Source organism: Pseudoduganella sp. R-34 (assembly GCF_049904655.1).
Classification (GTDB): domain Bacteria; phylum Pseudomonadota; class Gammaproteobacteria; order Burkholderiales; family Burkholderiaceae_D; genus Rugamonas.
The window spans coordinates 918,885-941,626 of record NZ_CP184572.1 but is presented as its reverse complement, the minus strand read 5'-3'; the positions used below and the strand labels follow the sequence as shown (position 1 = coordinate 941,626).

Here is a 22,742-nt window from a genome sequence, read left to right as displayed (position 1 = left end):
TGATGCGACAACACACCCGGCGGCTGCTTCCGATCAGTATCTTCTGCCTGGCGCTGGCGACGATGAGCGGATGCGGCGGCGGAAGCAGTTCGGATACGCCGCCGCCTGCAAGCGCACCAGCCGCCTACTGGAAACCTGCGTTGGGCGATACCTGGCAGTGGCAGTTGAAAGGGACGGTCAATACCGCCTATGCGGCAACCGTGTACGACATCGATCTGTTCGAGACAGCGCCTGCTACCGTCCAGGCATTGAAGGCGAGCGGCAAGAAAGTGGTCTGCTATTTTTCAGCCGGCAGCTCCGAAAACTGGCGTCCCGACTTTTCCGGCTTTGCGCCAGCCGACATGGGCCAGGACCTGCAAGGATGGGCTGGGGAGCGATGGCTCGACACGCGCTCGGCAACTGTGCGGAAGATCATGCTTGCGCGGTTGGACCTGGCAGTCTCCAAGGGATGCAATGGCGTTGAAGCAGACAACGTGGACGGCTATGCGAACAACAGCGGCTTCGCCCTTACCGCCGCCACGCAGCTCGATTACAACCGATTCCTGGCAAGCGAAGCGCACCACCGGGGAATGTCCATTGCATTGAAAAACGATACGGATCAGTTGAAGGACCTGGTAGGCGATTTCGATTTCGCCGTCAACGAACAATGCCATGAGTTCGCCGAATGCGAGGGCTACCAGGCTTTCATCGCCAGCGGCAAGCCGGTATTCAATGCGGAGTATGCTGCGCCATACAGCAGCGATCCCGCAGCGCGCGCCAAGCTGTGCGCCGATGCCAACGCCCGCAAGTTCCATACGCTGGTGCTGCCGCTCGCGCTGGACGACAGCTTGCGCTACAGCTGCGAGCCGTGACTACAGCGTCAGCTTGGTCTCGAACTTGGAGCAGTTCATCGCGAACAGGCTCTTGACGTTGATGACGTTGTGGTGCGAGGTGAAAACGCGCCGTGTGAAGGCGCTGTACTCTTCCATCGACTCCACCGTGACGATCAGGTGGAAGTCGAACTCGCCGGCCACTTCGTAGCAGGACATCACCTCGGGCTCGGAACGCATGCGGTGCTCGAACTGCTTGAGGATGTCGGTATTCTGCTTCTCCAGTTCGACCGACACGAATACCGTCAGGGGCCGCCCGGCAAGCGCGCGGTCAACCAGCGCGACAGCCTTGACCAGCACGCCGTCGTTGCGCAGCCTTTCGATGCGGCGCTGGCAGGTCGCGACCGACGAATGCACGCGCTCCGCGATCTCGCGCAACGGCGTGCTGGCATCTTCTTGCAGGATATTCAGGATGCCCCGGTCGATCCGGTCCAGATCCCTCATGCGAGGTGGCGCAAGGGGTGCGCCCAGGCCGGCCAGCATGGTTCGAAGAAGCGCTCCACCATGGCGGGCGTCACTTCGGCCAGCGTTGCGGGATTCCACTGCGGCTGGTTGTCCTTGTCGATCACCAGGGCGCGTACGCCCTCGAAAATCTCGCCGTGTTCGAAGTTGCGGCGCACCAGGTTGCGCTCCATGCGCAAGCAGTCGGACACGCCCAGCGACGCGCCGCGCTTCAGCAGCTCGTGGGTCACGCTCATCATCAGCGGCGAGCGCAATTCCATTGCCTTCAGCGATTTCTGCGCGAAAGGCGTGCTGTCGCCTCGCAGCGAATCCATGATGGCGGGTACCGAGCCCGCCGAGAAATGCTGATCGATCAGGGCACGCTGCGCTTCCAGTTCGCTGTCGCCGGCGAAGGCGTTGTGCGGGCAGGCAAAGACCGCGACAGCATCGCGCAACGATTTGCCGGGCGTCGACTCGAACAGCTTGGCCAGTCCGGCCAGTTCAGTTTCCGGCACGAAGTAGTCAGCCAGGTCGAGGTAGAGCGCATCCGCGGCGCCGACCGTCAGCCCGGTGAGGCCGAGCCACATGCCAAGCTGGCCCGGCGCATGCGACAGGAAGTGACTGCTGCCCACGTCGGGAAACAGGCCGATGTTCACCTCGGGCATCGCCATCCTGGTACGGCCCGTGACGATGCGCACGCCGCACTCCGGCCCGCCCTGCGCGATGCCCATGCCGCCGCCCATCACCACGCCATCCATCAGCGCCACATAAGGCTTGGGGTAGAAATGGATTAAATGGTTCAGCGCATATTCTTCGGTGAAGAAGTCTTCCAGCAGCGCGCTGCCGCCTTGCGTATTGCCGCGGCCGACGTCGTGGAAGAAGCGGATATCGCCGCCTGCGCACAGCGCGCGTTCGCTGCTGCTGCGCACCACGACCGCCGCCACCGACGCATCGTCGCGCCATGCCAGCAGCGCCTGCGTCATCGCGCGCACCATGTCGAGGGACAGTGAATTGAGGGTCTTGGGGCGGTCCAGCGTGATGAAGCCGGTACCGTTGGAGAGTTGGGTGTGTACGTGTTCGCTCATGCAAATATTCTAACGCACACTGGTCGCAAAAAAGGGCGCCAATTGCGCCCTTTGGTGTGCTGCACGGCCAGTCCTTTACATGGCGGTGGGTGGTGCCTCATACGTATCCGGGAAATGCTTGATGGCCGCATGACTGTGGTTCTGCACACGGTCCTTGTATTTCATGACCTGGCGATCCAGTTTATCAATCAGGGTATCGATGGCGGCGTAAAGGTCTTGCGACAGGCTTTCGACGTAAACAGTTTTGCCAGACATGCGCAGGTTGATTTCGGCTTTCTGGCGTTTCTCTTTCTCGGTGAGGTTATCTACAGTCAGGATGACAGCAATATCGATTACTTGATCGAAATGGCGCTTGACTCGTTCCAGCTTGTTCTGCACGTACTCGCGAATGGCTGGGGTCACTTCGACATGATGTCCACTGATGGTGAGATTCATACACACTCCTAAAGATGATGTCGCTCTCGAGTTCGTGCACGCCGAAACGCACAGAGGAACCCATGCACTGCACTACAACGATTTGCGGAGGCTAACTGGAGGGATCTTCAACGCTTCTCGATATTTGGCAACAGTCCGTCGCGCAATCACCATGCCTTGTTCACCCAGCATGTCCGCAATCTTACTGTCGGATAAAGGATTTTTCGGGTCTTCTGCTCCTGTCAATTGCACGATCAGTGCCCGTATCGCAGTCGAGGAAGCCTCCCCCCCGGCTTCGGTCGCGACGTGGCTACCAAAGAAATATTTCAACTCAAACATGCCATGCGGGGTGAGCATATATTTTTGAGTTGTTACGCGAGAAATAGTGCTCTCGTGTAGTCCCAGTGTATCAGCAATTTCACGCAACACAAGGGGTCTCATGGCCACTGCGCCATGACTGAAAAAGTTCTTTTGTCTTTCTACTATCGCTTCCGCGACGCGCAGGATCGTGTCGAAGCGCTGGCGCATATTCTTGATCAACCACTTGGCCTCCTGCAGCTGGCCATTCATCTGCGACTCGCTCTTGCCTTGCTTGAGCAGGTTGGCATACAGCGCGTTCACGCGCAGGCGCGGCACCACGTCGTTGTTCAGGGTGACGATCCAGCCGCCGCGGCCCTTTTTCACGATCACGTCCGGCACCACGTAGTCTGACTCGCCTGACGCAAATTCGGCGCCCGGATGCGGGTTGCACTGGCGGATCACGCACTGTGCTTCGCGCAAGTCTTCATCGTCGCAGTCGAGCGCTTTCTTCAGCTTGGTGAACTCGCGCTGGGCGAACCAGGTCAGGTGCTTCTCGACGATGGTCAGCGCCATGCGGCGCGTCACCAGCGGCACGCCGGGCATGCGCCTGATCTGCAGCGCCAGGCATTCGGAGGCATTGCGTGCGGCGACGCCGGGCGGATCGAAGCTTTGCAGCAGCACCAGGCTGCAGCGCAGGTCGTCCAGTTCGATTTCCAGCTCGGGCGGCAGGCGCTCGTGGATTTCTTCCAGCGGCTCTTCCAGGTAGCCGTTCTCGTCCAGCGCATCGATGATCAGTTCCATCAGCGCGCGGTCGCGCGGCTCCTGCACGGTGACGCGCATCTGCTCGAGCAGGTGTTCGCGCAGCGTGCAGCCGGAAGCTTCCAGTTGCGGGCGGCTGTCTTCGTCGTCGGCGGATTTGCTGCCGGCGCTGGCGCTCCAGTCGGCGTCGTCGCTGCCGTTGCCGGCTTCATGGTCGCCGCCTTCATAGGTATCGCTTTCGCCGGCAGCGGCCGGGGCTTCGCCGCCCTCGCCTTGCGGGCCTTCAGCCGAAGGCGTGGCGGGAGCTTCGGTGCCATTGCCGTTGCCCTGGCTGATGGCGCCATCGGCCAGCAGCCGTACCGAGTGGTCGAGCGGGTCGTCAAGGCGCTCCAGCATGGGATTGTCGCCAAGCAGCTGTTCCAACTCCTGGTGCAGCTCCAGCGTGGACAGCTGCAGCAGGCGGATGGATTGTTGCAGCTGCGGCGTCAGCGCCAGGTGTTGCGAGGTTCGCAGTTGCAGTGTTTGTTTCATGGCCTTCGTTTACATGCGGAAGTGTTCGCCGAGGTAGACGCGGCGAACGGATTCGTTGGCAATGATGTCGTCCGGGCGGCCCGAGGCCAGCACGGCGCCCTGGTTGATGATGTAGGCGCGGTCGCAAATGCCGAGGGTCTCACGCACATTATGGTCGGTGATCAGCACACCGATATTGCGCTCCTTCAGGAAACGCACAATACGTTGGATTTCGATCACGGCGATCGGATCCACGCCGGCAAACGGTTCGTCCAGCAGCACGAAGCGCGGGTTGGTGGCCAGGGCGCGCGCAATTTCCACGCGGCGGCGCTCGCCACCCGACAGCGACAGGGCCGGGTTCTCGCGCAGCTTCTCGATTTGCAAGTCGGCCAGCAGCGATTCCAGGCGCTGCTTGATTTCCGCCTTGGGCAGAGGCTTGCCGTCCACCTTCTGCAGTTCCAGCACGGCACGGATGTTTTCTTCCACCGTCAGCTTGCGGAACACCGAAGCTTCCTGCGGCAGGTAGGACAGGCCCAGCGTGGCGCGCTTGTGGATCGGCAGGCTCGACACGTCGGTGCCGCCGATATCGATGGTGCCTGCATCGGAAGCCACCAGGCCGACGATCATGTAGAAAGAGGTAGTCTTGCCGGCACCGTTGGGACCGAGCAGGCCGACCACTTCACCGCAATCGACTTGCAGCGAAACGTCGTGCACCACCTGGCGCTTGCCATAGGTTTTCTGGAGGCCGCGCACGACCAGCGTGCTGGCGCAGTTATTTGCTTGCATGCTTACTTCTTCTCCGTCGGCGTCGCTGGGGGTTCGGTACGGGTCGGCTGGATCACCATGGTGCCGCGACCGCCGCCGGGCTTGCTCTCCCCGCTGGCCGAATTGCGCACGCTGAAAAATTCCTTGCGGCTGTCGTAAGAAATGAACTCACCCTGCACTTCATCGTTCTGCTTGCCGCCTTCCAGGCGGCGGATGGTGGCCTTGTTGAACATCTTCACCAGTTCAACCTGTTCCTCATACTCGATGCGGTCGGCATCGCCTTCCACCCACTGGTCGCCGGCGCCGTCGCGCTTCTGGCGGAAGGTGGCTTTCTTGCCGTCGCCAAACAGCGTCACTTGCTGGAAGCCCTCCGGCGTCTGCTTGACGTAGGCGCGCTCGGCCGTCATGGTCAGGGTGCCGCGGGTCAGCTTGACGCCGCCCAGCAGGATGGTGACCTGCTTGACGTCGTCGATGTCCATCGAGCCGTAGCTGATGTTGGTCGGCTTGTAGGAGTCGGCTTTCTCGGCCAGCGCCGGAGCGGCGACTCCCAGCAGCAAGGCTGCCGACAAGAGTAGTCGTTTCATGTTCATTCCTCAGTTATTGGTCCGCGGCCTTGGGCGGAATCTGCAGCGTGCCGTTGCCGGCCAGGTGCATTTCGCGCGTCGCATTATTGGCGCGCATGCTGTTGGCCGCAGCAGTCGTATCCCCCAGCCGCAGCTTCACCGGATGATCGGTTTCCATGCGGTCTTCGTCCGGGAAGATCACCAGCTTGTCCGATTCCAGGTGCAGCAGTTGCGATTGCGGCGATGCCGCGCGGTCGATCGTCACGCTGCCGTTCAGGGTGACGCGGCTGTTGGCGTCGTCCACGCGCGCCGTATTCGCCACGATCTCCATCGGCGGCTTCTCGCCGGCCAGGCTGTGCACGCGCGGATTGTCGATCTCGGACGAATCGTCGACCGGGCGGTGGGTCAGCTTGTCGCCGGCAATGATATAGCTTGGCTTGCCATCCTTGGTCATGCGCACGAAGGAGAAGTTATGGATGATGTAATCCGGCTCGTTCATGCGCTTGTCGGCCTGCATCTGTTCGTCCGCGCGGTTCAGCAGCTCGAGCAGGTAGAAGCTGCCAAGCGCCGCCAGCAGCACGAAGATCATGCCGATCGACAGGCGGAAGCGGTGGGCGGTCCTCTGGTTACGCATCGCTTGCCCTTACACCAGGAACTGGGCCATCACGCGGTCATAGCTGCCGCTGGCGCGCAGCACGAATTCGCAGGCCTCGCGCACCGCGCCGCGGCCGCCCGCAGCTTCGGTAATGTAGTGGGAGCGATCGTGCGCCTCCTTGCGGCCATTCGGCACGCTGACCGCAAAGCCCACACGGCTCAACAGCGGCAGGTCCACCACGTCGTCGCCGATGAAGGCAACCTGCTCTTCCGCCAGCCCCAGGTCGGCCAGCAAGGCCTTGAACGGGGTCAGCTTGTCGTGGCCGCCCTGGTGCACGTAATCGATGCCCAGGTCCTTGGCGCGTGCCAGCACGATCGGCGTGCGCCGGGCGCTGATGATCGCGGTCTTGATGCCCGCTTCCTGCAGCAGCTTGATGCCCAGGCCGTCGTGCACATTGAAAGTCTTGACCATTTCACCGTCGGCGCCATACGTCAGGCTGCCGTCGGTCAGCACACCGTCCACGTCGAAGATGAACAGGCGCACCCTGGCTGCACGGGCAAGCAGGTCTTCGCGTTCGAGCGTCATCAGATCACCTTGGCGCGGGTCAGGTCGTGGATGTGCAGAGCGCCAACCAGCGTGCCGTCGGCATCCACCACCAGCATCTGGTTGATGCGGAATTCTTCCATCACCGCCACGGCGTCCACCGCCAGCTGGTCGGGGCCGATGGTGCGCGGGTTCAGGTGCATCACGTCCTTGATGACGACCTTGCTGAAGTCCTGGACTTTTTCGATCATGCGGCGCAGGTCGCCGTCGGTGAAGACCCCGACCGGCTTGTTGGCCGCGTCGACGATGGCGGTCATGCCCATGCCCTTCTGGGTGATTTCCAGCAGAGCATCGGGCAGCCGCGTTTCCAGGCCCACGGCCGGGATGGCGCCATCCTTGCGCATGATGTCGCGCACATGCGTCAGCAAGCGGCGGCCGAGGGCGCCGCCAGGGTGGGAACGGGCAAAATCCTCTTCCTTGAAGCCGCGCAGGTCCAGCAGCGCCACCGCGATCGCATCGCCCAGCGCCAGCGTGACGGTGGTGGAAGCGGTCGGCGCCAGGTTCATCGGGCATGCCTCCTTGGCCACGGACACGTCCAGGTGCACGTCGGCCAGCCTGGCCAGGCTCGACGCCGGCTTGCCGGTCATGGCGATCACGTGGCCGCCCATGCGCTTGACCACGGGCAGGATGGCCATCAGTTCGGCTGCTTCGCCGGAATACGAAATGGCGATCACCACGTCTTCCGGCGTCACCATGCCCAGGTCGCCGTGCGCCGCTTCGGCCGGGTGCACGAACAAGGCCGGGGTGCCGGTCGAGGCCAGCGTCGCCGCAATCTTGCGGCCGATGTGGCCGGACTTGCCGATGCCGGACACCACGACGCGCCCTTTGCATTGAAGCAACAAGGACACCGCCCGGCCTACAGTTTCGTCGGTGGCCAGACGCGCATTCAGCGCTGCCAGTGCGTCCGTTTCGATCTGCAGGGCCTCGCGCGCCAGTTCCAGGGCACGTGTTGCGGTCTTGGCATCAAAAGATTTCAGCATTGTTTTTTCATGGGTTAAACTCATGCCCGAAGTATAGCCGAATTAGATAAGCAAAAAACTTGCCAGACAAAACAAACAACGGATGTTCTCCCCTCTTGAACTGACCCTCCTCCTCCTCGGCAGCGCCGTCCTTGGCGTGGTCGCCTTCCGCATGATGCACCTGCCGCCGATGCTGGGCTACCTGGCTGTCGGCATCCTGCTGGGCCCCCATGCCATGGGGCTGGCCGAGCAAAGCCACGCGACGGAGTTGCTGGGCGAGTTCGGGGTGGTGTTCCTGATGTTCTCGATCGGGCTCGAGTTTTCCCTGCCCAAGCTGATGGCCATGCGCTCGATCGTGTTCGGGCTGGGCATGGCGCAGGTCGGCCTCACCATTGCCGCCACCATGCTGTTCGGCTGGCTCATCCACTTCCTGCTGCCGCCCTCGATCCAGCTGGGCTGGCAAGCTTCGTTCGCACTGGGCGGCGCGCTGGCGATGTCGTCGACCGCCATTGTAGTCAAATTGCTCACGGAACGCCTGGAGCTGGAGAGCGAGCATGGACGCAAGATCATCGGCATCCTGCTGTTCCAGGACCTGGCGGTGGTGCCGCTGCTGATCCTGATCCCGGCCCTGGCGCAGAATCCGGCCGACTTGCCCAAGACCCTGGGCCTGGCCGGGCTGAAGGCGGCCGTGGTGCTGCTCCTGCTGCTGTTTGTCGGCCAGAAAGTGATGCGCAAGTGGTTCACCATTGTCGTGCTGCGCCGCTCGCAGGAGCTGTTCATGCTCAACCTGCTGCTGGTGACGCTGGGCGCGGCCTGGATCACGGAACAGGCCGGCCTGTCGATGGCGCTGGGCGCCTTCGTGGCTGGCATGCTGATCTCCGAGACCGAGTACAAGCACCAGGTGGAGGAAGACATCAAGCCCTTCCGCGACGTGCTGCTGGGCCTGTTCTTCATCACCGTCGGCATGCTGCTGAACGCGCGCGTGGTGCTGGAAAACTGGTGGCTGGTACTGGTGCTGCTCACCGGGCCCGTGCTGCTGAAGTTTGCCCTGATCGCGGGCCTGGCGCGACTGTTCGGCGCCTCCACCTCGACTGCCATGCGCACCGGCCTGGCGCTGGCGCAGGCGGGTGAATTCGGCTTCGTCCTGCTGAACGTGGTGGGCGGCATGAAGCTGGTCGACCCCTTCGTGGTGCAGGTGGTGCTGGCCTCGATGGTGCTGTCGATGCTGCTGGCGCCTTTCCTGATCGCGCAGTCGGACAAGATCGTGCTGAAGTTCTCCGCCAACGAGTGGATGATGCAGTCGCTGAACCTGACCAATATCGCAGCGCGCACGATGTCGGTGCAGAAGCACGTGATCGTGGCCGGCTTCGGCCGCTCGGGCCAGTCGCTGGCGACCTTGCTGACCGAAGAGAAGATTCCTTACCAGGCGCTGGACCTGGACCCGCTGCGGGTGCAGGAGGCGCAAGCCGCCGGCGCCAACGTGTCCTACGGCGACGCGGCGCGGCGCGAGTCGCTGGTGGCAGCCGGCATCAAGCGCGCTTCGGCGGTGGTGATCACTTACGCCTCGACGCCTTCGGCGCTGCGGGTGCTGCACCTGGTGCACGAGCTGGCGCCGGAGCTGCCGGTGATCGTGCGCTCGCACGACGATTCGGACCTGGACCGCCTGAAGGAAGCCGGCGCCGCCGAAGTGGTGCCGGAACTGATGGAAGGCTCTCTGATGCTGGCATCGCACGCGCTGGTGATGCTGGGCGTGCCGCTGCGGCGCGTGGTGCACCGCGTGCAGCGCGCCCGCGAAGAGCGCTACGCTTCGCTGCGCGGCTATTTCCACGGCGCCAGCGACAGCGGCGAAGAGTCGGAAATGGTGCGCCTGCACTCGGTGCCGCTGGGCGAGCAGGCTTCCTGCATCGGCAAATGCGTGAAGGACCTGGGGCTGGATGGCACCGGCGCCGAAATTTCCGCCATCCGTCGCGGAACAGTGCGGCTGGATGCAGATGCTGGCACCACGCTGGAAGCCGGCGACGTGGTGGTACTGCGCGGCACGGCCGAGGAAGTGGCGCGTGCGGAAAACGACCTGCTGGCTTGAAAACCGGTAAGTCAGTGTCTGACCCTGCGGGTCAGACACCGGGTTGCCGGTTCTACGCAGCGTAGCGGATCACTCGGTTGCGGCCGCCTTCCTTGGCCTGGTACAGCGCTTCGTCGGCCTGTTCGATCAGTTGCGTCGCCTGCTCTTCCGGCGACACGTCACCAGGCACCTGCGCCAGGCTGGACACGCCGACCGAAGCCGTGATCGACACCTTCACGCCGTGCGACAGCTCGATCATGCTGGCCGCGATGCCGGCGCGGATGCGTTCGCCCACATAGGTCGCGCTCTCCAGGTCAGCATCGATCAGCAGCACCACGAATTCCTCGCCGCCAAAGCGCGCCAGCGCGTCCGACAGCCGCAGCTCCGCCTTGATGCGGTTGGCCACTTCGCGCAGCACTTCATCGCCGCCGCCGTGGCCGACTGTATCGTTGACGCGCTTGAAATGGTCGATGTCGATGTACATGAACGACACCGGATAGGACTGCCGGCGTGCGCGGGCAATTTCTTCGAGCAGGCGGCGATCGACGTAGCGGCGGTTGAACACGCCAGTCAGCGCATCGGTCAGCCCCATGTACTTCAGCATTTCGTTGGAGATCACGTTCTCCAGGCAGATGGCGATGATGGAGGCCATATGCTCGATGAAATCGGTGCCCAGGCTCGGCGAGAAACGCGTCGGGTCGGCGCTGCCCAGGTTCAGCGAGCCAATCAGCCGCTTGTTGCGCAGCAGCGGTACCACGCCCACGCTTTGCAGGCGCATGCCAGGCTGCGGGAACTGCGGCCCGTGCTTCCGTGCGTCGAACATGCCAAGGCAGGGCTTGGGCGCCTGGCCCGGTTCGATCTCGAAGGCCAGGCTCTCCGTGTCCGGCACGAACACCAGGTTGGGAAAGTCGGCGAAATCGACGCCCAGCTTTTCCATCACGGTGCGGATATCGTCATCCACGTCGACCAGCGACAGGGTCACAGCATCGAGGTCGGAAATCACCGGCAGGGTGCGGAAAATGGTGCCAATCAGCTCGGGGAAGCTGGCCGCGCCGACAATCTCCAGGTCGAATGCCTGGTGGCGCGTCATGATCGAGTGATTGCGTTCGGCCTGCTCGATCAGGTAGGCAAGACGGGCGCGCAGGGACTGGTTTTCTGCCGCCAGTTCCGCCAATGTGGGCTGCTTGCCCGTGATTTTCTGCGTGATCTCCATCGCCCTGCCGATATTCACTGCTAAAACGACAGTGTAACCTCGATTGGGTCGCCAACCGATAGTTTTATGCCATCACCTGTTGCTACGATTGCATTCATGCCGAAGCAGATGCCGCCATCGACTTCCGGCTTGGCGCGGTAGCTTTGCAGGATGTCCAGCGGGTCCGGGCCGAATTCGCCGGTGGCCTGGTCGACCGACGGCATCGGGCAGCGCGCGCAGGGCTTGACCGGCTTCAGGACGGCCTCACCGATGCGGAATTCCTCGGTGTAGTCTTCTTCGAAGGCGTCCAGGTCTCCCACCACCAGGTTGGGACGGAAGCGGTTCATCGGCAAGGGCTGGCGGCCTTGCTGCTGCAGTTTTTCATTGAGGTCCCGCAGGGAACCGGTGCCGATCACCAGGATCGGGTAGCCGTCGGAGAACAGGGTCGGGTGCTGGTCGCCGTTGGTCCATTTGCCGCTGGTCAGGCGCTTTGCGTTGGCGTGGAAGCGCGCCAGGCGGCATTCGATGCCGAGGAACTTGCTGAACCAGGTGGCGGTCGTTTCATCGCAATCGTAGGCCAGCACGCTGTCGTCCCAGACTTGTACCTGCAGCGTCGGCGCGCGGTCCGGGTCGGGCAGGCCAAGCGGGATTTCCAGCTGCAGCATGCCGGGCGCGCGCAACTCCATGGCTTCAGCTTTCAGGCGCGGCACGATCAGCGCCATGCGCGGATGGTCGCGCTGGGTCAGCGCCACGCCGCCGGCGTCGACCAGCATCCACTCGCGATCGTAGATCTGCTCGGTCATCAGGCCGGCGCGGGTCAGGGTCGCGTGCTTCAACGACAGGCCCGCGCAGGACTTGATCGGGTAAAGGGTCAGTTCGGAGATGAAGGGCATAGTGCTTGCGAGTATGGCAGAAAAAACTTCGCCGCGCGGTGCGCGGCGAATCGTGAACGTTAAGCTTCTGCTTTCGGCTTCTTCGGCAGCTTGCTGCGCGCGGACGGCTTGTGCGTGCCGGGCTTCCTGACGCGCTTCTGCGCCGTCTGCTTGGCTTCCGCCGCGGCTTCCGCTGGCGGCGCTTCCAGTGCCGCTGCTTCGGCTACCACCGCATCAGCCGCAACCGCAGCCAACACTGCCTCGGCCTGCTGCACCGCTTCCGCCGCATCGGCAGCCGCCTGCGCTACCTTGCTGCCGCGCGAGCCGGCCTTCTTGGCCGCCGGCTTCTTGGCAGCAGCGCGGGTGCGCTTGGCCGGGGTTTCAGCAGGCGCTTCCGCCGGGGCTTCGGTCGCCACTTCCACCACTGGAGCCACCTCCTCCAGCGCAGCCACGGCAGCGACTTCGGCATCGGCTGGAACCTCGACCGGGGCGGCCGCAGTTCCTGCAGCCGCATCGCCCTCGCCGCGACGGCCGCGACCACCACGGTTACCGCGGTTGCGGCGGCCGTCGCGGCCTTCGCGTTCGCGGCGCGCGTCGCCTGCCGGCTCGCCGGGGGCAGCAGAAGCTTCCTCATGGAGTTCCTGCGCCTCCGCTGCAACGGCGTCCGCCACAATTCCAGCGTCCTGCTCGACCTGCGCTTCAACCGGCAGCACGACCGGCTGGCTGCTACGGTACACGTAGGCGCCGGACTTCTCGTCGCGGCCGAATTCCAGCAGGCCGCGCGCCTTCATTTCTTCCAGCAGGTTGCCGAAGGTGCGGAAACCGTAATACGACTCGCTGAAATCCGGCTTGCGGCGCTTGATCGCCTCCTTCAGCACGGAAGCCCAGATCTTGCCTTCGCCACGTTCGGCAGCCAGCGCATCGAACGTGGTGTAGGCGATTTCCACGCACTGGTTGCGGCGCTTGTCCATCTCTTCGCGGCGGCGCTTCTCTTCTTCCGGCGTGCGCTTCGGCTTTTGCTCGCTCGCATCGCGGCTCGCCTGGCGCTGGCGGCGCGATTCGCGCACCAGGTCGTCGTAGAAAATGAACTCGTCGCAGTTGGCCACCAGCAGGTCCGAGGTGGAATCCTTCACGCCCACGCCGATCACGCGCTTGGCGTTCTCGCGCAGCTTGGACACCAGCGGCGAAAAGTCGGAGTCGCCCGAAATGATGACGAAGGTGTTGACGTGGGCCTTGGTGTAGCACAGGTCCAGCGCATCGACCACCATGCGGATGTCGGCCGAATTCTTGCCGGACAGGCGCACGTGCGGGATTTCAATCAGTTCGAAATTCGCCTCATGCATCGGGCCCTTGAAGCCCTTGTAGCGGTCCCAGTCGCAGTAAGCCTTCTTGACCACGATGCTGCCCTTCAGCAGCAGGCGTTCCAGCACCGGCTTGATGTCGAATTTCTCGTAGTTGGCGTCGCGGACGCCCAGTGCGACGTTTTCGAAGTCGCAGAACAGTGCCATGCTGGCGTTTTCGTTGGGTGAGGCCATTTTCTTTACTGGATGCTGTGCACAATCCAACGATTATACTATTTCGCCAACATTGACCCGGGAGACAACCGAATGAAACGCTTGCTGATCGCCGCCGCCACCGTCCTCATGATGCACAGCGCTCTGGCCGTCGACCCGGACAGCGAATTCCGCCAGCAGGTCAACGCCTTCGTCGACAGCTGGCACGACGACGCAGCCAACACCCGCCCCGACTACTGGGACAAGTTCACGCCGGACGCCGTGTTCATCGGCACCGACAAGAGCGAGGTGTGGAGCTACCAGGAATTCAAGGCCTGGGCCAAGCGTTTCTGGGATCGCAAGAAGGCGTGGAGCTTCACCGCGCAAAAGCGCAATGTCTACTTCTCGCCGGACAAGAAATACGTGTGGTTCGACGAGCAGCTCAACACACAGATGGGGACTTGCCAGGCCAGCGGCGTGCTGGTCAATACTGGCAAGGGCTTCAAGATCGAGCATTACCAGCTGTCGCTAGCCGTGCCGAACCCGTTGATGGATAGCTTCACCAAAGCGATCGCCGAGCACGAGGCAAAGACCAAGTAACAATCAACCCCGCCTGTCCTCCGCGACGAAAACAGGGATCATCGGCCAGCCTGTAGCTCCTATCGTGGGGCCGCGCCCCGAATCGCCAAATACTGCAAAAGCCGCCGTAATTTCTTCCTTCAGGCTGCTTAGCAATTTTGGCGGAATCCGGGCTTGGCCTTCAATAGCAACTTGATTGGAGATGGGTCCGCGGCGATATAGCCTGTACCACGCACCATTGGCAGGCACAGCGAAAATGTCGTCTTTTTTGCCAGTAAGGTGCCACCCGCCGGACTGGAATGCTTTCTCGACCAGCACCCGCGCCTGCTCCAGGTTGTCCTCAGGGCCTGCTTGCATGTCCTCGACCGAATATTCGCAGTGATCTTCCTGCCACAAGTGCAATGTCCATTCGTTACAGTGGAACAGGTAGTGGTCTGCGGGCATCTCCCTTCGGCGCGGCAACCACAACATGAAGCTTCCCGCAGCCCGGTCGACCGTGAATCCGCCACCCAACCACATCACTTCCGCCGACTGGCGCGGGTGCAGGTACCAATGCCACCCGGCGAGCGCCGCGACCGAATAAATCCAATCGATGTCCTCGCGGGACATCTTCTCGACTTGATAGCCCATTTTTGAAACTCGATAGAAACACCGCGCAAGGCAGGACTTGGGCCGGCAATCCCCGCTCGATCAGTTGGAGCGGGCGAAGGTCAGGACCGCATTGTCGCAGCACCCGGCCGGCTTAATGGTCAATTCGAACGATGCGCTGACGACCGAGTAGCGCAGCAGCACCCGGGCCGGTTGATCCTCGACCAGTGCGGTATAGAGGGAGCGGTAGAAGGTGGTGTTTTCCTGTGCCAGCAGGTACAGCTGCTCATCCCACACCGTAGTCCTGGGCGACAAGGCCTTCAGATTGTCGTCGAAGGCCTCCCTCAGGCCGTACTCCATGCCTTCTTCGCGAAACGGCACGGTAAGCAGCAACTTGCCTCCAGCCGAGAGGCGCACGGACAGGTCGGGCAACACTTCGACCAGGGTGCTGGCGAGGAGCTTTTCGTCGCTCTTGCTCAAGCCCATGTCGCCCCCTTGGCGCGTGCCGCCGGAAATCGAAGATTCGCTGCCACTCCAGCGCCCCTTGCTGTCGCGGCTCAGGTCCCACATGGTATTGGCACCGCCAAAGCCTTGGATCGCGGACAGGCGATACTTGCCGACCGCACCGGCCAACAGCGCCTTTTTCGGCGGGATGATGATTTCAGAAGTCTGGTGGGCGACCAGCGGCAAGTTCTTGCCGCCGTCCGGCGATTGCCAGCTGCCCTGCAGGCTGCCGTCGCGCAGCACCGCGCGCAAGCGGCCCGTGACCGTGGGATTGAATGCGAGCTGCTCGTCCATCACAAGCGTGCCGTCGGGTGCGGCCTTGCCTTTCAGGAAGAGCTCGGATTTCTTGCCCGCATAGCGGTAAGTGCCGGAAATGACGCCATCGACATTTTTCAAGTCCATGCTGAACTTGAGCTTGTCGCCGATGGTGCCATCAAATTTCTTGTGGAAGTAGGTGCCCTGCTGCGCCACCGCCGGCGCAGTCAACAGCAGCGCCGCCAGCGCGGCAGCGAGGGCGCTGGCCTGCATCAAACGTTGAACAGGAAGTTCAGCACGTCGCCATCCTTGACCACGTATTCCTTGCCTTCAGCGCGCATCTTGCCCGCTTCCTTGGCGCCGGTTTCCCCTTTGAACGCGATGTAGTCGTCGAAGGCGATGGTCTGGGCGCGGATGAAGCCGCGCTCGAAGTCGGTGTGGATCACGCCGGCAGCTTGCGGCGCGGTGTCGCCTACGTGGATGGTCCAGGCGCGCACTTCCTTCACGCCGGCGGTGAAGTAGGTTTGCAGGCCGAGCAGCTTGAAGCCGGCGCGGATCAGGCGGTCCAGGCCAGGTTCGGCCATGCCCATGTCGGCCAGGAAGGCTTCCTTGTCGGCGTCGTCCAGTTCGGCGATTTCCGCTTCGATGGCGGCGCAGATGGCCACGATCGGCGCGTTCTGGGCTTCGGCGTACTTGGTCAGCTGGTCCAGCAGCGGGTTGTTGGTGAAGCCGCTGTCGGACACATTGGCCACGTACATGGCTGGCTTGGCGGTGATCAGGCACAGCGGCTTGATCAACGCCATGTCTTCGGCGCCCAGGCCCATGACGCGCACTGGCTTGGCTTCGTTCAGGTGCGGCACCAGGGTTTCCAGCAGGGCTACCAGCTTGGCCGAATCCTTGTCGCCGGAGCGGGCTTTCTTCTGCTCGCGGGCGATGGTTTTTTCCACGGTCGACAGGTCGGCCAGCGCCAGCTCGGTCTGGATCACTTCGATGTCGTCCAGCGGTGATACGCGGCCGGCCACGTGTACGACGTTGTCGTCTTCGAAGCAGCGCACCACATTCACGATAGCGTCGGTTTCGCGGATGTGGGACAAGAACTGGTTGCCCAGGCCTTCACCCTTGGACGCGCCAGCCACCAGGCCGGCGATGTCGACGAACTCCACGATGGCAGGCAGGATGCGTTCCGGCTTGACGATTTCAGCCAGCTGCTTCAGGCGCGGATCAGGCACTTCCACCACGCCGACGTTTGGCTCGATGGTGCAGAACGGGTAGTTCTCTGCCGCGATGCCGGCCTTGGTCAGTGCATTGAAAAGAGTGGACTTGCCGACGTTAGGCAGGCCGACGATGCCGCATTTGAGACTCATGGAAAACCTTTAAATGATATTGTTCTGCTACGGAATTTTCCGCAAATAGACCGAGATTGTACCCCAGAACATGTCCAGAACCGCCCATATCGCCCTGCTGGCCCGCTACAACGAGTGGATGAACAACAAGCTGTACGAAGCGGCGGCGGCCTTGCCGGCGGAGGAATTGACGGCAGACCGCGGCGCGTTCTTTGGTTCCCTGCTGGCGACCCTGAACCACATCGCCGTGGCAGACACCATCTGGCTGAAACGCATCGGCGTCCATCCGCGCTTTGCCGCCGCACTTGCGCCTGTGTTGGCCTTGCCGGCGCCGATCGCGCTGGATCAGCCGCTCTTCGATTCCCTGGCCGCCCTGCGCGAGCACCGGGCCTGGCTTGACCGCCTGATCCTTGACTGGAGCGCCGGCCTGACGGAGGCGGACCTGGACGCCGTCATCAGCTATCGCCGCATGAACGGCGAAGCCAACCAGCGGCAACTCGGGCTATTGCTGCTGCATTTCTTCAATCACCAAACCCATCATCGCGGCCAGGCCAGCACCCTGCTGTCCCAGGCCGGCGTTGACGTGGGTGCGACGGACCTGCTGTTGCTGGTTCCTGAGGCGGAGGCTTGAGCAGGATCAGATCCTGATACGCCTCTGGGCAATCGGCGATACGGGTATCGCTGGCGCTTGTAATATTGTTACCAATGGAAAATAATGCCATTAGTACAATATAGGAGCATTCATGGATTTGCTGTGGTTTATCGTGCTGGCGCTTGTGTCGCGCTGGGCCTGGCTCGCGCGCCGCGATGCCCGACAGGCACGCGAGCATGCCCTCGAGTTGCAGCGCGACCTTGCTGCGTTGGAAATCGCCCTTGCCAGCCTCCAGCAACGCACCGCTGCCCAGCAAGCAGGCGTCGCGCCGGAACCGCCAGCTGCAGCGGCGCCTTCCGTCGCGCCATCCCGGCCGGCCGAGCGCGAGCCGCTGCCAGCGCGTACCGCCGTGCTCCCAGGGCAAGCGCAGCAGCCAACGCCAGCGCCGGCACTGGCCGTCACACCTGCGGCGCCAATTGAGCAAGCCGCCACGCCCGAACCTCTGGCCGAGATAGCCGCCGCTGCATCGCCCACCGCAAATGCCGAGCCACCTGCCGCGCCGCGTCCAGAACCTGCTGCCAAGGCAAGCAAGGCCGAACAAGCCCCGGCTCCCGCACGCCCAAACCGGCCGCCAAGCGAGCCGCCAGCCTGGTTGACCGCCGCCCGCAACTGGCTGTTCGAAGGCAATCTGGTGGCGAAAATCGGCCTTCTCATCCTTTTCATCGGTGTCAGCTTCCTGCTGAAATATGCTGCCGCCCGCGTCACCGTGCCGATCGAACTGCGCCTGGCCGGCATCGTGCTCGCCGACCTGGCCGCGCTGGCCTGGGCCTGGCGCATCCGCAACAGCAACAAGGGCGTCAGCCTGCCGCTGCAGGGCACCTGCATGGCGGTGCTGATGCTGGTGGTGTTTGGCGCCTTCCGCATCTACCACCTGATCCCGGGCGGCATGGCCTTCGTCATGCTGTTCCTGCTGACGCTTGGCACTTGCCTGCTGGCGGTGCTGCAAAATGCGCAATGGCTGGCCATCTTCGGCATTACCGGCGGCTTCGCGGCGCCGATCCTGGCGTCCACCGGCCAGGGCAGCCACGTCGGCCTGTTCAGCTATTACGCCCTGCTTAACGCCGGGGTGCTGGCGATCGCCCTCAAGCGCTCCTGGCGCGCACTGAACCTGCTCGGCTTCGCGTTCACTTTTGCCATTGGCACCACCTGGGGCGTGCTGCGCTACGAGCCGCAGTTCTACCTGTCGGTGCAAGGCTTCCTGGCACTGTTCTTCCTGTACTACGTCGGCATCGCCGTCGCCTACGCCCACCTCGAGGCGCCCAAGCTGAAAGGCTATGTCGACGGCACGCTGGTCTTCGGCACGCCGATGCTCGCCGCCAGCCTGCAATTCGGCCTGGTCAAGGGCTTCGAATTCGGCATGGCCTATTCCGCCCTAGTACTTGGCCTGTTCTACGCCGCGCTGGCAATCTCGCTGGCGCGCCGCCGCGCCACCTACGGCCTGCTGGTCGATGCCTTCACCGCACTGGCTGTGGTGTTCGGCACGCTCGCCATTCCGATGGCGCTCGACGGCCGCTGGACCTCTGCCGCCTGGGCGCTGGAAGGCGCCGGCATCGTCTGGATCGGCCTGCGCCAGCGCCAGCCGCTGGCCTGGGGCTTCGGCCTGCTGGTACAGCTGGGCGCCTGGGTCAGCTTCATCGGTTCGGTGTCCGGCCTGGATCCGGAGGCCGCCATGCATTCCAACCTGTGGCTGGGCTTCCTGCTGCTGGCGATCAGCGCCTGCATCATGGCCATGCGTTTCCGCAGCCATTCCGGCGAAGAGGGCCTGGGCCGCCTGCAACTGCTGGGGGCGCTGTTTCTCGCCGGCTCCGCTATCTGGCTGGTCGGCGGCGCCTGGACCGAAGTCATTCTTCGCACCAGCGGCAAACTACAGGCCAACCTGCTGGTTGCCAGTGCCCTTGGCGCAGCCGTCGTCATGGCCCTGATCGGACGCCGCCTGGCCTGGCCAATGGCACGCGGCCTGGCCCTGGGCATACAACTGCTGGCGGGCCTGGTGCTGGCCTTCCTGCTCGCCTTGAACTGGCACGTTGCACCGATGTCGCCGGACTTGTTCGCCACGCCTTTCCTGGGCAGCGTGATGCTGCTGGCCGGCGCCGTGTTCAGCGCCTGGACGCTGAAGCGCCACGGCTCGCAATACCCGCCTGCCTGGTCGAATGCGGTACTGGCGTATGCCGGCGTATGGTGGCTGCTGGTGATCGTGCCGACGATTGCCAACTGGCTGCTGGCCCATTATGAAATCGCCACCACCGGCGACTTTGAGCCGCATAGCCCGTTGCGTGCCAGCGCCTACAACCTGGTGGTCGTCGCTACTACGCCGCTGTTCGTCAAGCTGGCGCAACGCCTGTCCTGGCCAGCCCTGCGCGCCGCAGTGCTGCCGGCATGGCTGCTGTTCGGCATGACTACGCTGGGCATGCTTGGCGCGCTGTATAGCAGCATCACGGTGCCCGCCGGCGAGGTATGGTTTGCCTACGCCGCCCTGTGGCTGCTCTCCGAATGGCTGATGCGTGGCGCAACGCTGGGCAAGGCGCCGCAAGTGGTCCTGCACACGCTGCGCAGCACCGGTCCCTGGCTGATGATCTGGCCGGTTGGCGCCTACTGGATTTCGCGCGGGCTGGAAGGCAGCGGCGCCGATCCGGCCTGGGCCAACTTCCTGCCGGCCTGGCTGATGATGGGCGGCCTGGCCTGGGTCATGCGCCGCGTGCGTGCCAACGGCTGGCCCGTGAAACCGGTAGCGGAGTGGTACCGCGACGTGTTGCTGCCGCTGGGCTGCGGCTGGTCGCTGCTGCTGGTGGCAGTCTGGAACCTGGGCCAGGATGGCGCAATGGCGCCGCTGCCCTACGTCCCGCTGGCAAATCCGCTTGACCTGACCAGCATCTTTGCGCTGCTGCTGTCGCTTGCCGCCTACCGCATGCTGCAGGACAAGCTCTCGCCCTACCGTCCACAGCTGCTGGCCGGCGCAGCATTGGTCGCCTACGCGTGGTTCAACCTCGCGCTGCTGCGCACCGTGTCGCACTACGTCGGCGTACCGTACCAGTTCGATCACTTGTTTGCATCGCAGTTCGTGCAAGCCATGCTCTCGCTGGTCTGGAGCGTGACCGCGCTGCTGTTGATGCGCTTCGCGGCCCGCAGGCAGGACCGGAAATTGTGGATCGCCGGCGCAGTACTGCTTGGTGTCGTGGTCGCCAAGTTGTTCCTGGTGGACCTGTCCAACGTCGGCGGCGTGGAGCGCATCGTATCCTTCCTCGGCGTTGGCGCGCTGATGGTCGGCATCGGTTACCTTGCCCCCTATCCGTCCGCGCGCGGCGGCGAAAATGAAAAGGAAGCAGCATGAACGCGTTGCTTTTGGCAGCTGCTGTCGCCACCACTGCGGTAAGCGATCTGCCGCAGAATTACACCCACCTCATTCCGCTATCGGTGAATGGCAAGCCAAGCGTGGTGCAGTTGCAGTTGCCGCGCGATGCCTACCTGAATGCGCGCTCGCCGTCGCTCAACGATTTGCGCGTGTTCGATGCGCATGGCACGCCGCAACCATTTGCCCTGCGTCAGCCGGATGCTGCGCCAACCATCAGCCACCGGGCCCTTCCGGTGCGTATCTTCCCACTGATGGCGGAACGTTCCGACGCCCCGCTGGCGGGACTGGAAGTCAGCACTGCAAGCGATGGCCGCGTGCTCTCCGTCCGCCTGCCCACGCAACAGGGCGCCGCGCCGGCCGGCCGCACGCAGGAACGCCTGGCCGGACTGGTGCTCGACCTGCGGCAGGACGGCATGCAACAAGCGCCTACCGTCGACGCGCTGCATTTCGCACTGCCGCCGGGCCGCAACACCTATACCGGCCAGGTATGGCTGGAAGCCAGCGACGACCTGAAACACTGGGAAGCCATCGGCGTGGCGGAATTGAGCTGGCTGGCCAATGCCAGCGCTGAAACACTGGCCAACGACAAGCTGGAATTCCCGGCCCGCCAGATGCGCTATGCGCGCCTCAGCTGGCGCAGCGGCGAGCCGCTCCCCTTCGCCAGCATCAGCGCCCAGTCGCCGGTTCAGGGGCCGGCTGCAGCGCCGCTCGAATCCTTGCTGCTGCAGCCGCAACCGGGCCGCGACCCGCGCGACCTGCAATACAGCAAACCGGCAGGCGTCACCGCTCGACGCGTCGGGCTGCAGATCGACAGCGGCAATATGGTGTTGCCCGCGATGCTGGGCAACTACGTCGAAGTACGTCGCACCGGCCAGTTCCGTTTCGAGCCGGCCCTGCACACCACGTTTTACCGCCTGGAGAAGGATGGCAAATCACGGCTCTCGGACGACATCGCCGTTCCGGCCTGGCTTGGCGACCGTTGGGTGCTGCGCTTCGACCAGCCACCGACGGTCAAACCCGCGCTGCGCGTAAGCTGGGTGCCGGCCACATTGGTATTCGTTGCCAGCGGCACCCCGCCCTATAAGCTGGCTGTGGGGCGCGACAAAGCCGCGCCGGCGGAGCGCGATATCAGGGAGGTGGCGCCCGGCTTTACCGAGGCAGAATTGCGCACGCTGGATCACGCTACGGCTGGCGCAGCGCAAGAGCAGCTTGAAGCGCTGGCCAACGCAGCCAAGCAGGCAAGCGCCGACAACAGCGCCGCCCAGAACCGCTTGATGATCCTGTGGGGCGTGCTGGTGCTGGGCGTGGCGCTTGTTGCGGGGATGGTGTGGCGCCTGCTGCGGCAGGCCGGCGCCGGCTCCAGTTAATTGGTATGCAGCTCCATCGTCGCCTTGGTGAAGTCGCCGGCGACGGCGGTGGGAATGATGCGCAGCGCTTTCTCGATCGCTTCTTCGATCAGCAATTGCTCTTCGCGACGCGGGCGGTGCAGCACGAAGTCGGCCACCGGCTGGTTCAGGTTCAGCGTGCGCGGATGGCCGATGCCGATGCGCAGGCGCCAATAGTCCTGGGTGCCCAGGGCGGACGTGATGTCCTTCAGGCCATTGTGGCCGCCGGACGAACCGCCCTTTTTCAGCTTGGCGGCGCCCGGCGGCAAGTCCAGTTCATCGTGCACTACCAGCACTTCGTCCGGTTGGATCTTGTAGAAGCGCGCAATGGCGCCGACCGACTGGCCGGAGCGGTTCATGTAGGTTTGCGGCTCCAGCAGCCACAGTTGGTTGCCGCCGATGATGGTCTTGGCCACCATGGCATTGAAGCCTGATTCGCGCTGCAGGCGCGCATTCGGCAGCGAGTTTGCGAGGTTGTCCACCAGCCAGAAGCCGGCGTTGTGGCGGGTTTGTTCGTATTCGGCGCCGGGATTGCCGAGGCCAACGATCAGGCGGATGGGCATGGTCTTGCGGTTGCGAGTGCAAAACCGCAGATTATACCCTTG

The 22,742-nt window shown here is 63.5% G+C and carries 22 protein-coding genes; 6 read left to right on the top strand and 16 right to left on the bottom strand.

What is annotated here, in order from left to right; translation table 11 throughout:
• Positions 1–2 precede the first annotated feature (2 nt).
• Entirely contained in the window at positions 3–851 is an 849-nt protein-coding gene (locus ACN9MW_RS04420; RefSeq protein ID WP_426167905.1) for an endo alpha-1,4 polygalactosaminidase, read from the top strand.
• Here ACN9MW_RS04420 and ACN9MW_RS04415 read toward each other — a convergent pair whose 3' ends face one another.
• The 9 genes from ACN9MW_RS04415 to ACN9MW_RS04375 form a co-directional block, all read right to left on the bottom strand.
• Positions 852–1,313 carry an Lrp/AsnC family transcriptional regulator gene (locus ACN9MW_RS04415; protein ID WP_426167903.1) on the bottom strand — a complete coding sequence of 154 codons (462 nt, stop codon included), beginning with the start codon at positions 1,311–1,313 and terminating at the stop codon, positions 852–854. It abuts the gene before it with no gap.
• Entirely contained in the window at positions 1,310–2,395 is a 1,086-nt protein-coding gene (locus ACN9MW_RS04410; RefSeq protein WP_426167901.1) for an enoyl-CoA hydratase/isomerase family protein, read from the bottom strand. Before ACN9MW_RS04410 ends, ACN9MW_RS04415 begins: the two co-directional genes overlap by 4 nt.
• A gap of 75 nt (positions 2,396–2,470) precedes the next feature.
• Positions 2,471–2,830 carry a ribosome hibernation-promoting factor, HPF/YfiA family gene (gene hpf / locus ACN9MW_RS04405; RefSeq protein WP_426167899.1) on the bottom strand — a complete coding sequence of 120 codons (360 nt, stop codon included), beginning with the start codon at positions 2,828–2,830 and terminating at the stop codon, positions 2,471–2,473.
• A gap of 72 nt (positions 2,831–2,902) precedes the next feature.
• On the bottom strand, positions 2,903–4,399 hold the full coding sequence (locus ACN9MW_RS04400; protein WP_426167897.1) for an RNA polymerase factor sigma-54: 1,497 nt from the start codon (positions 4,397–4,399) through the stop codon (positions 2,903–2,905).
• A 9-nt stretch (positions 4,400–4,408) separates the two neighbouring features.
• Complete coding sequence (gene lptB, locus ACN9MW_RS04395; protein ID WP_426167895.1) at positions 4,409–5,164, bottom strand: LPS export ABC transporter ATP-binding protein; 756 nt, start codon at positions 5,162–5,164, stop codon at positions 4,409–4,411.
• A 2-nt stretch (positions 5,165–5,166) separates the two neighbouring features.
• Entirely contained in the window at positions 5,167–5,727 is a 561-nt protein-coding gene (gene lptA, locus ACN9MW_RS04390; protein ID WP_426167893.1) for a lipopolysaccharide transport periplasmic protein LptA, read from the bottom strand.
• Between the two features lie 13 nt (positions 5,728–5,740).
• Positions 5,741–6,340 (bottom strand): LPS export ABC transporter periplasmic protein LptC, encoded by a 600-nt coding sequence (lptC, locus tag ACN9MW_RS04385; protein WP_426167891.1) that lies wholly within the window; start codon positions 6,338–6,340, stop codon positions 5,741–5,743.
• A gap of 9 nt (positions 6,341–6,349) precedes the next feature.
• Complete coding sequence (locus tag ACN9MW_RS04380; RefSeq protein ID WP_426167889.1) at positions 6,350–6,886, bottom strand: KdsC family phosphatase; 537 nt, start codon at positions 6,884–6,886, stop codon at positions 6,350–6,352.
• Positions 6,886–7,884, bottom strand: coding sequence for a KpsF/GutQ family sugar-phosphate isomerase (locus tag ACN9MW_RS04375; protein WP_426167887.1), 999 nt, complete (start codon positions 7,882–7,884; stop codon positions 6,886–6,888). Before ACN9MW_RS04375 ends, ACN9MW_RS04380 begins: the two co-directional genes overlap by 1 nt.
• Before the next feature lie 82 nt (positions 7,885–7,966).
• Here ACN9MW_RS04375 and ACN9MW_RS04370 point away from each other — a divergent pair, with 82 nt between their 5' ends.
• Positions 7,967–9,946: a cation:proton antiporter gene (locus tag ACN9MW_RS04370; protein ID WP_426167885.1), complete on the top strand. Its 1,980-nt coding sequence runs from the start codon at positions 7,967–7,969 to the stop codon at positions 9,944–9,946.
• A 52-nt stretch (positions 9,947–9,998) separates the two neighbouring features.
• Here the strand turns inward: ACN9MW_RS04370 and ACN9MW_RS04365 are convergent, their stop codons facing one another.
• Genes ACN9MW_RS04365 through ACN9MW_RS04355 form a run of 3 tightly spaced genes read right to left on the bottom strand, consistent with a single transcriptional unit; the run spans position 9,999 to position 13,524 of the window.
• Positions 9,999–11,138 (bottom strand): DUF484 family protein, encoded by a 1,140-nt coding sequence (locus tag ACN9MW_RS04365; RefSeq protein WP_426167883.1) that lies wholly within the window; start codon positions 11,136–11,138, stop codon positions 9,999–10,001.
• A gap of 20 nt (positions 11,139–11,158) precedes the next feature.
• Positions 11,159–12,010 carry an MOSC domain-containing protein gene (locus tag ACN9MW_RS04360; RefSeq protein ID WP_426167881.1) on the bottom strand — a complete coding sequence of 284 codons (852 nt, stop codon included), beginning with the start codon at positions 12,008–12,010 and terminating at the stop codon, positions 11,159–11,161.
• A 59-nt stretch (positions 12,011–12,069) separates the two neighbouring features.
• A complete protein-coding gene (locus ACN9MW_RS04355; protein ID WP_426167879.1) occupies positions 12,070–13,524 on the bottom strand; it encodes an NYN domain-containing protein in 1,455 nt (484 codons plus the stop codon).
• A 72-nt stretch (positions 13,525–13,596) separates the two neighbouring features.
• Here ACN9MW_RS04355 and ACN9MW_RS04350 point away from each other — a divergent pair, with 72 nt between their 5' ends.
• The gene (locus ACN9MW_RS04350) at positions 13,597–14,082 is read left to right on the top strand and encodes a nuclear transport factor 2 family protein (RefSeq protein WP_426167877.1); all 486 of its coding nucleotides are present in this window, start codon (positions 13,597–13,599) and stop codon (positions 14,080–14,082) included.
• A gap of 3 nt (positions 14,083–14,085) precedes the next feature.
• Here the strand turns inward: ACN9MW_RS04350 and ACN9MW_RS04345 are convergent, their stop codons facing one another.
• Genes ACN9MW_RS04345 through ychF form a run of 3 tightly spaced genes read right to left on the bottom strand, consistent with a single transcriptional unit; the run spans position 14,086 to position 16,772 of the window.
• Complete coding sequence (locus tag ACN9MW_RS04345; RefSeq protein WP_426167875.1) at positions 14,086–14,691, bottom strand: hypothetical protein; 606 nt, start codon at positions 14,689–14,691, stop codon at positions 14,086–14,088.
• 60 nt (positions 14,692–14,751) lie between these two features.
• On the bottom strand, positions 14,752–15,681 hold the full coding sequence (locus ACN9MW_RS04340) for a hypothetical protein (RefSeq protein WP_426167873.1): 930 nt from the start codon (positions 15,679–15,681) through the stop codon (positions 14,752–14,754).
• Positions 15,681–16,772 carry a redox-regulated ATPase YchF gene (ychF, locus tag ACN9MW_RS04335; RefSeq protein ID WP_426167871.1) on the bottom strand — a complete coding sequence of 364 codons (1,092 nt, stop codon included), beginning with the start codon at positions 16,770–16,772 and terminating at the stop codon, positions 15,681–15,683. Before ychF ends, ACN9MW_RS04340 begins: the two co-directional genes overlap by 1 nt.
• Before the next feature lie 70 nt (positions 16,773–16,842).
• On the opposite strand from ychF, the gene ACN9MW_RS04330 reads away from it, so the two are divergent.
• From ACN9MW_RS04330 to ACN9MW_RS04320, 3 genes are all read left to right on the top strand, one after another.
• Positions 16,843–17,382, top strand: a complete 540-nt coding sequence (locus tag ACN9MW_RS04330) for a DinB family protein (protein WP_426167869.1) — start codon at positions 16,843–16,845, stop codon at positions 17,380–17,382.
• A gap of 112 nt (positions 17,383–17,494) precedes the next feature.
• Positions 17,495–20,731, top strand: a complete 3,237-nt coding sequence (locus tag ACN9MW_RS04325) for a DUF2339 domain-containing protein (protein WP_426167867.1) — start codon at positions 17,495–17,497, stop codon at positions 20,729–20,731.
• Positions 20,728–22,119, top strand: a complete 1,392-nt coding sequence (locus ACN9MW_RS04320) for a DUF3999 family protein (RefSeq protein ID WP_426167865.1) — start codon at positions 20,728–20,730, stop codon at positions 22,117–22,119. Before ACN9MW_RS04325 ends, ACN9MW_RS04320 begins: the two co-directional genes overlap by 4 nt.
• Here ACN9MW_RS04320 and pth read toward each other — a convergent pair.
• Positions 22,116–22,700: an aminoacyl-tRNA hydrolase gene (gene pth / locus ACN9MW_RS04315; protein WP_426167863.1), complete on the bottom strand. Its 585-nt coding sequence runs from the start codon at positions 22,698–22,700 to the stop codon at positions 22,116–22,118. The genes ACN9MW_RS04320 and pth overlap by 4 nt on opposite strands.
• Between the last annotated feature and the right edge of the window lie 42 nt (positions 22,701–22,742).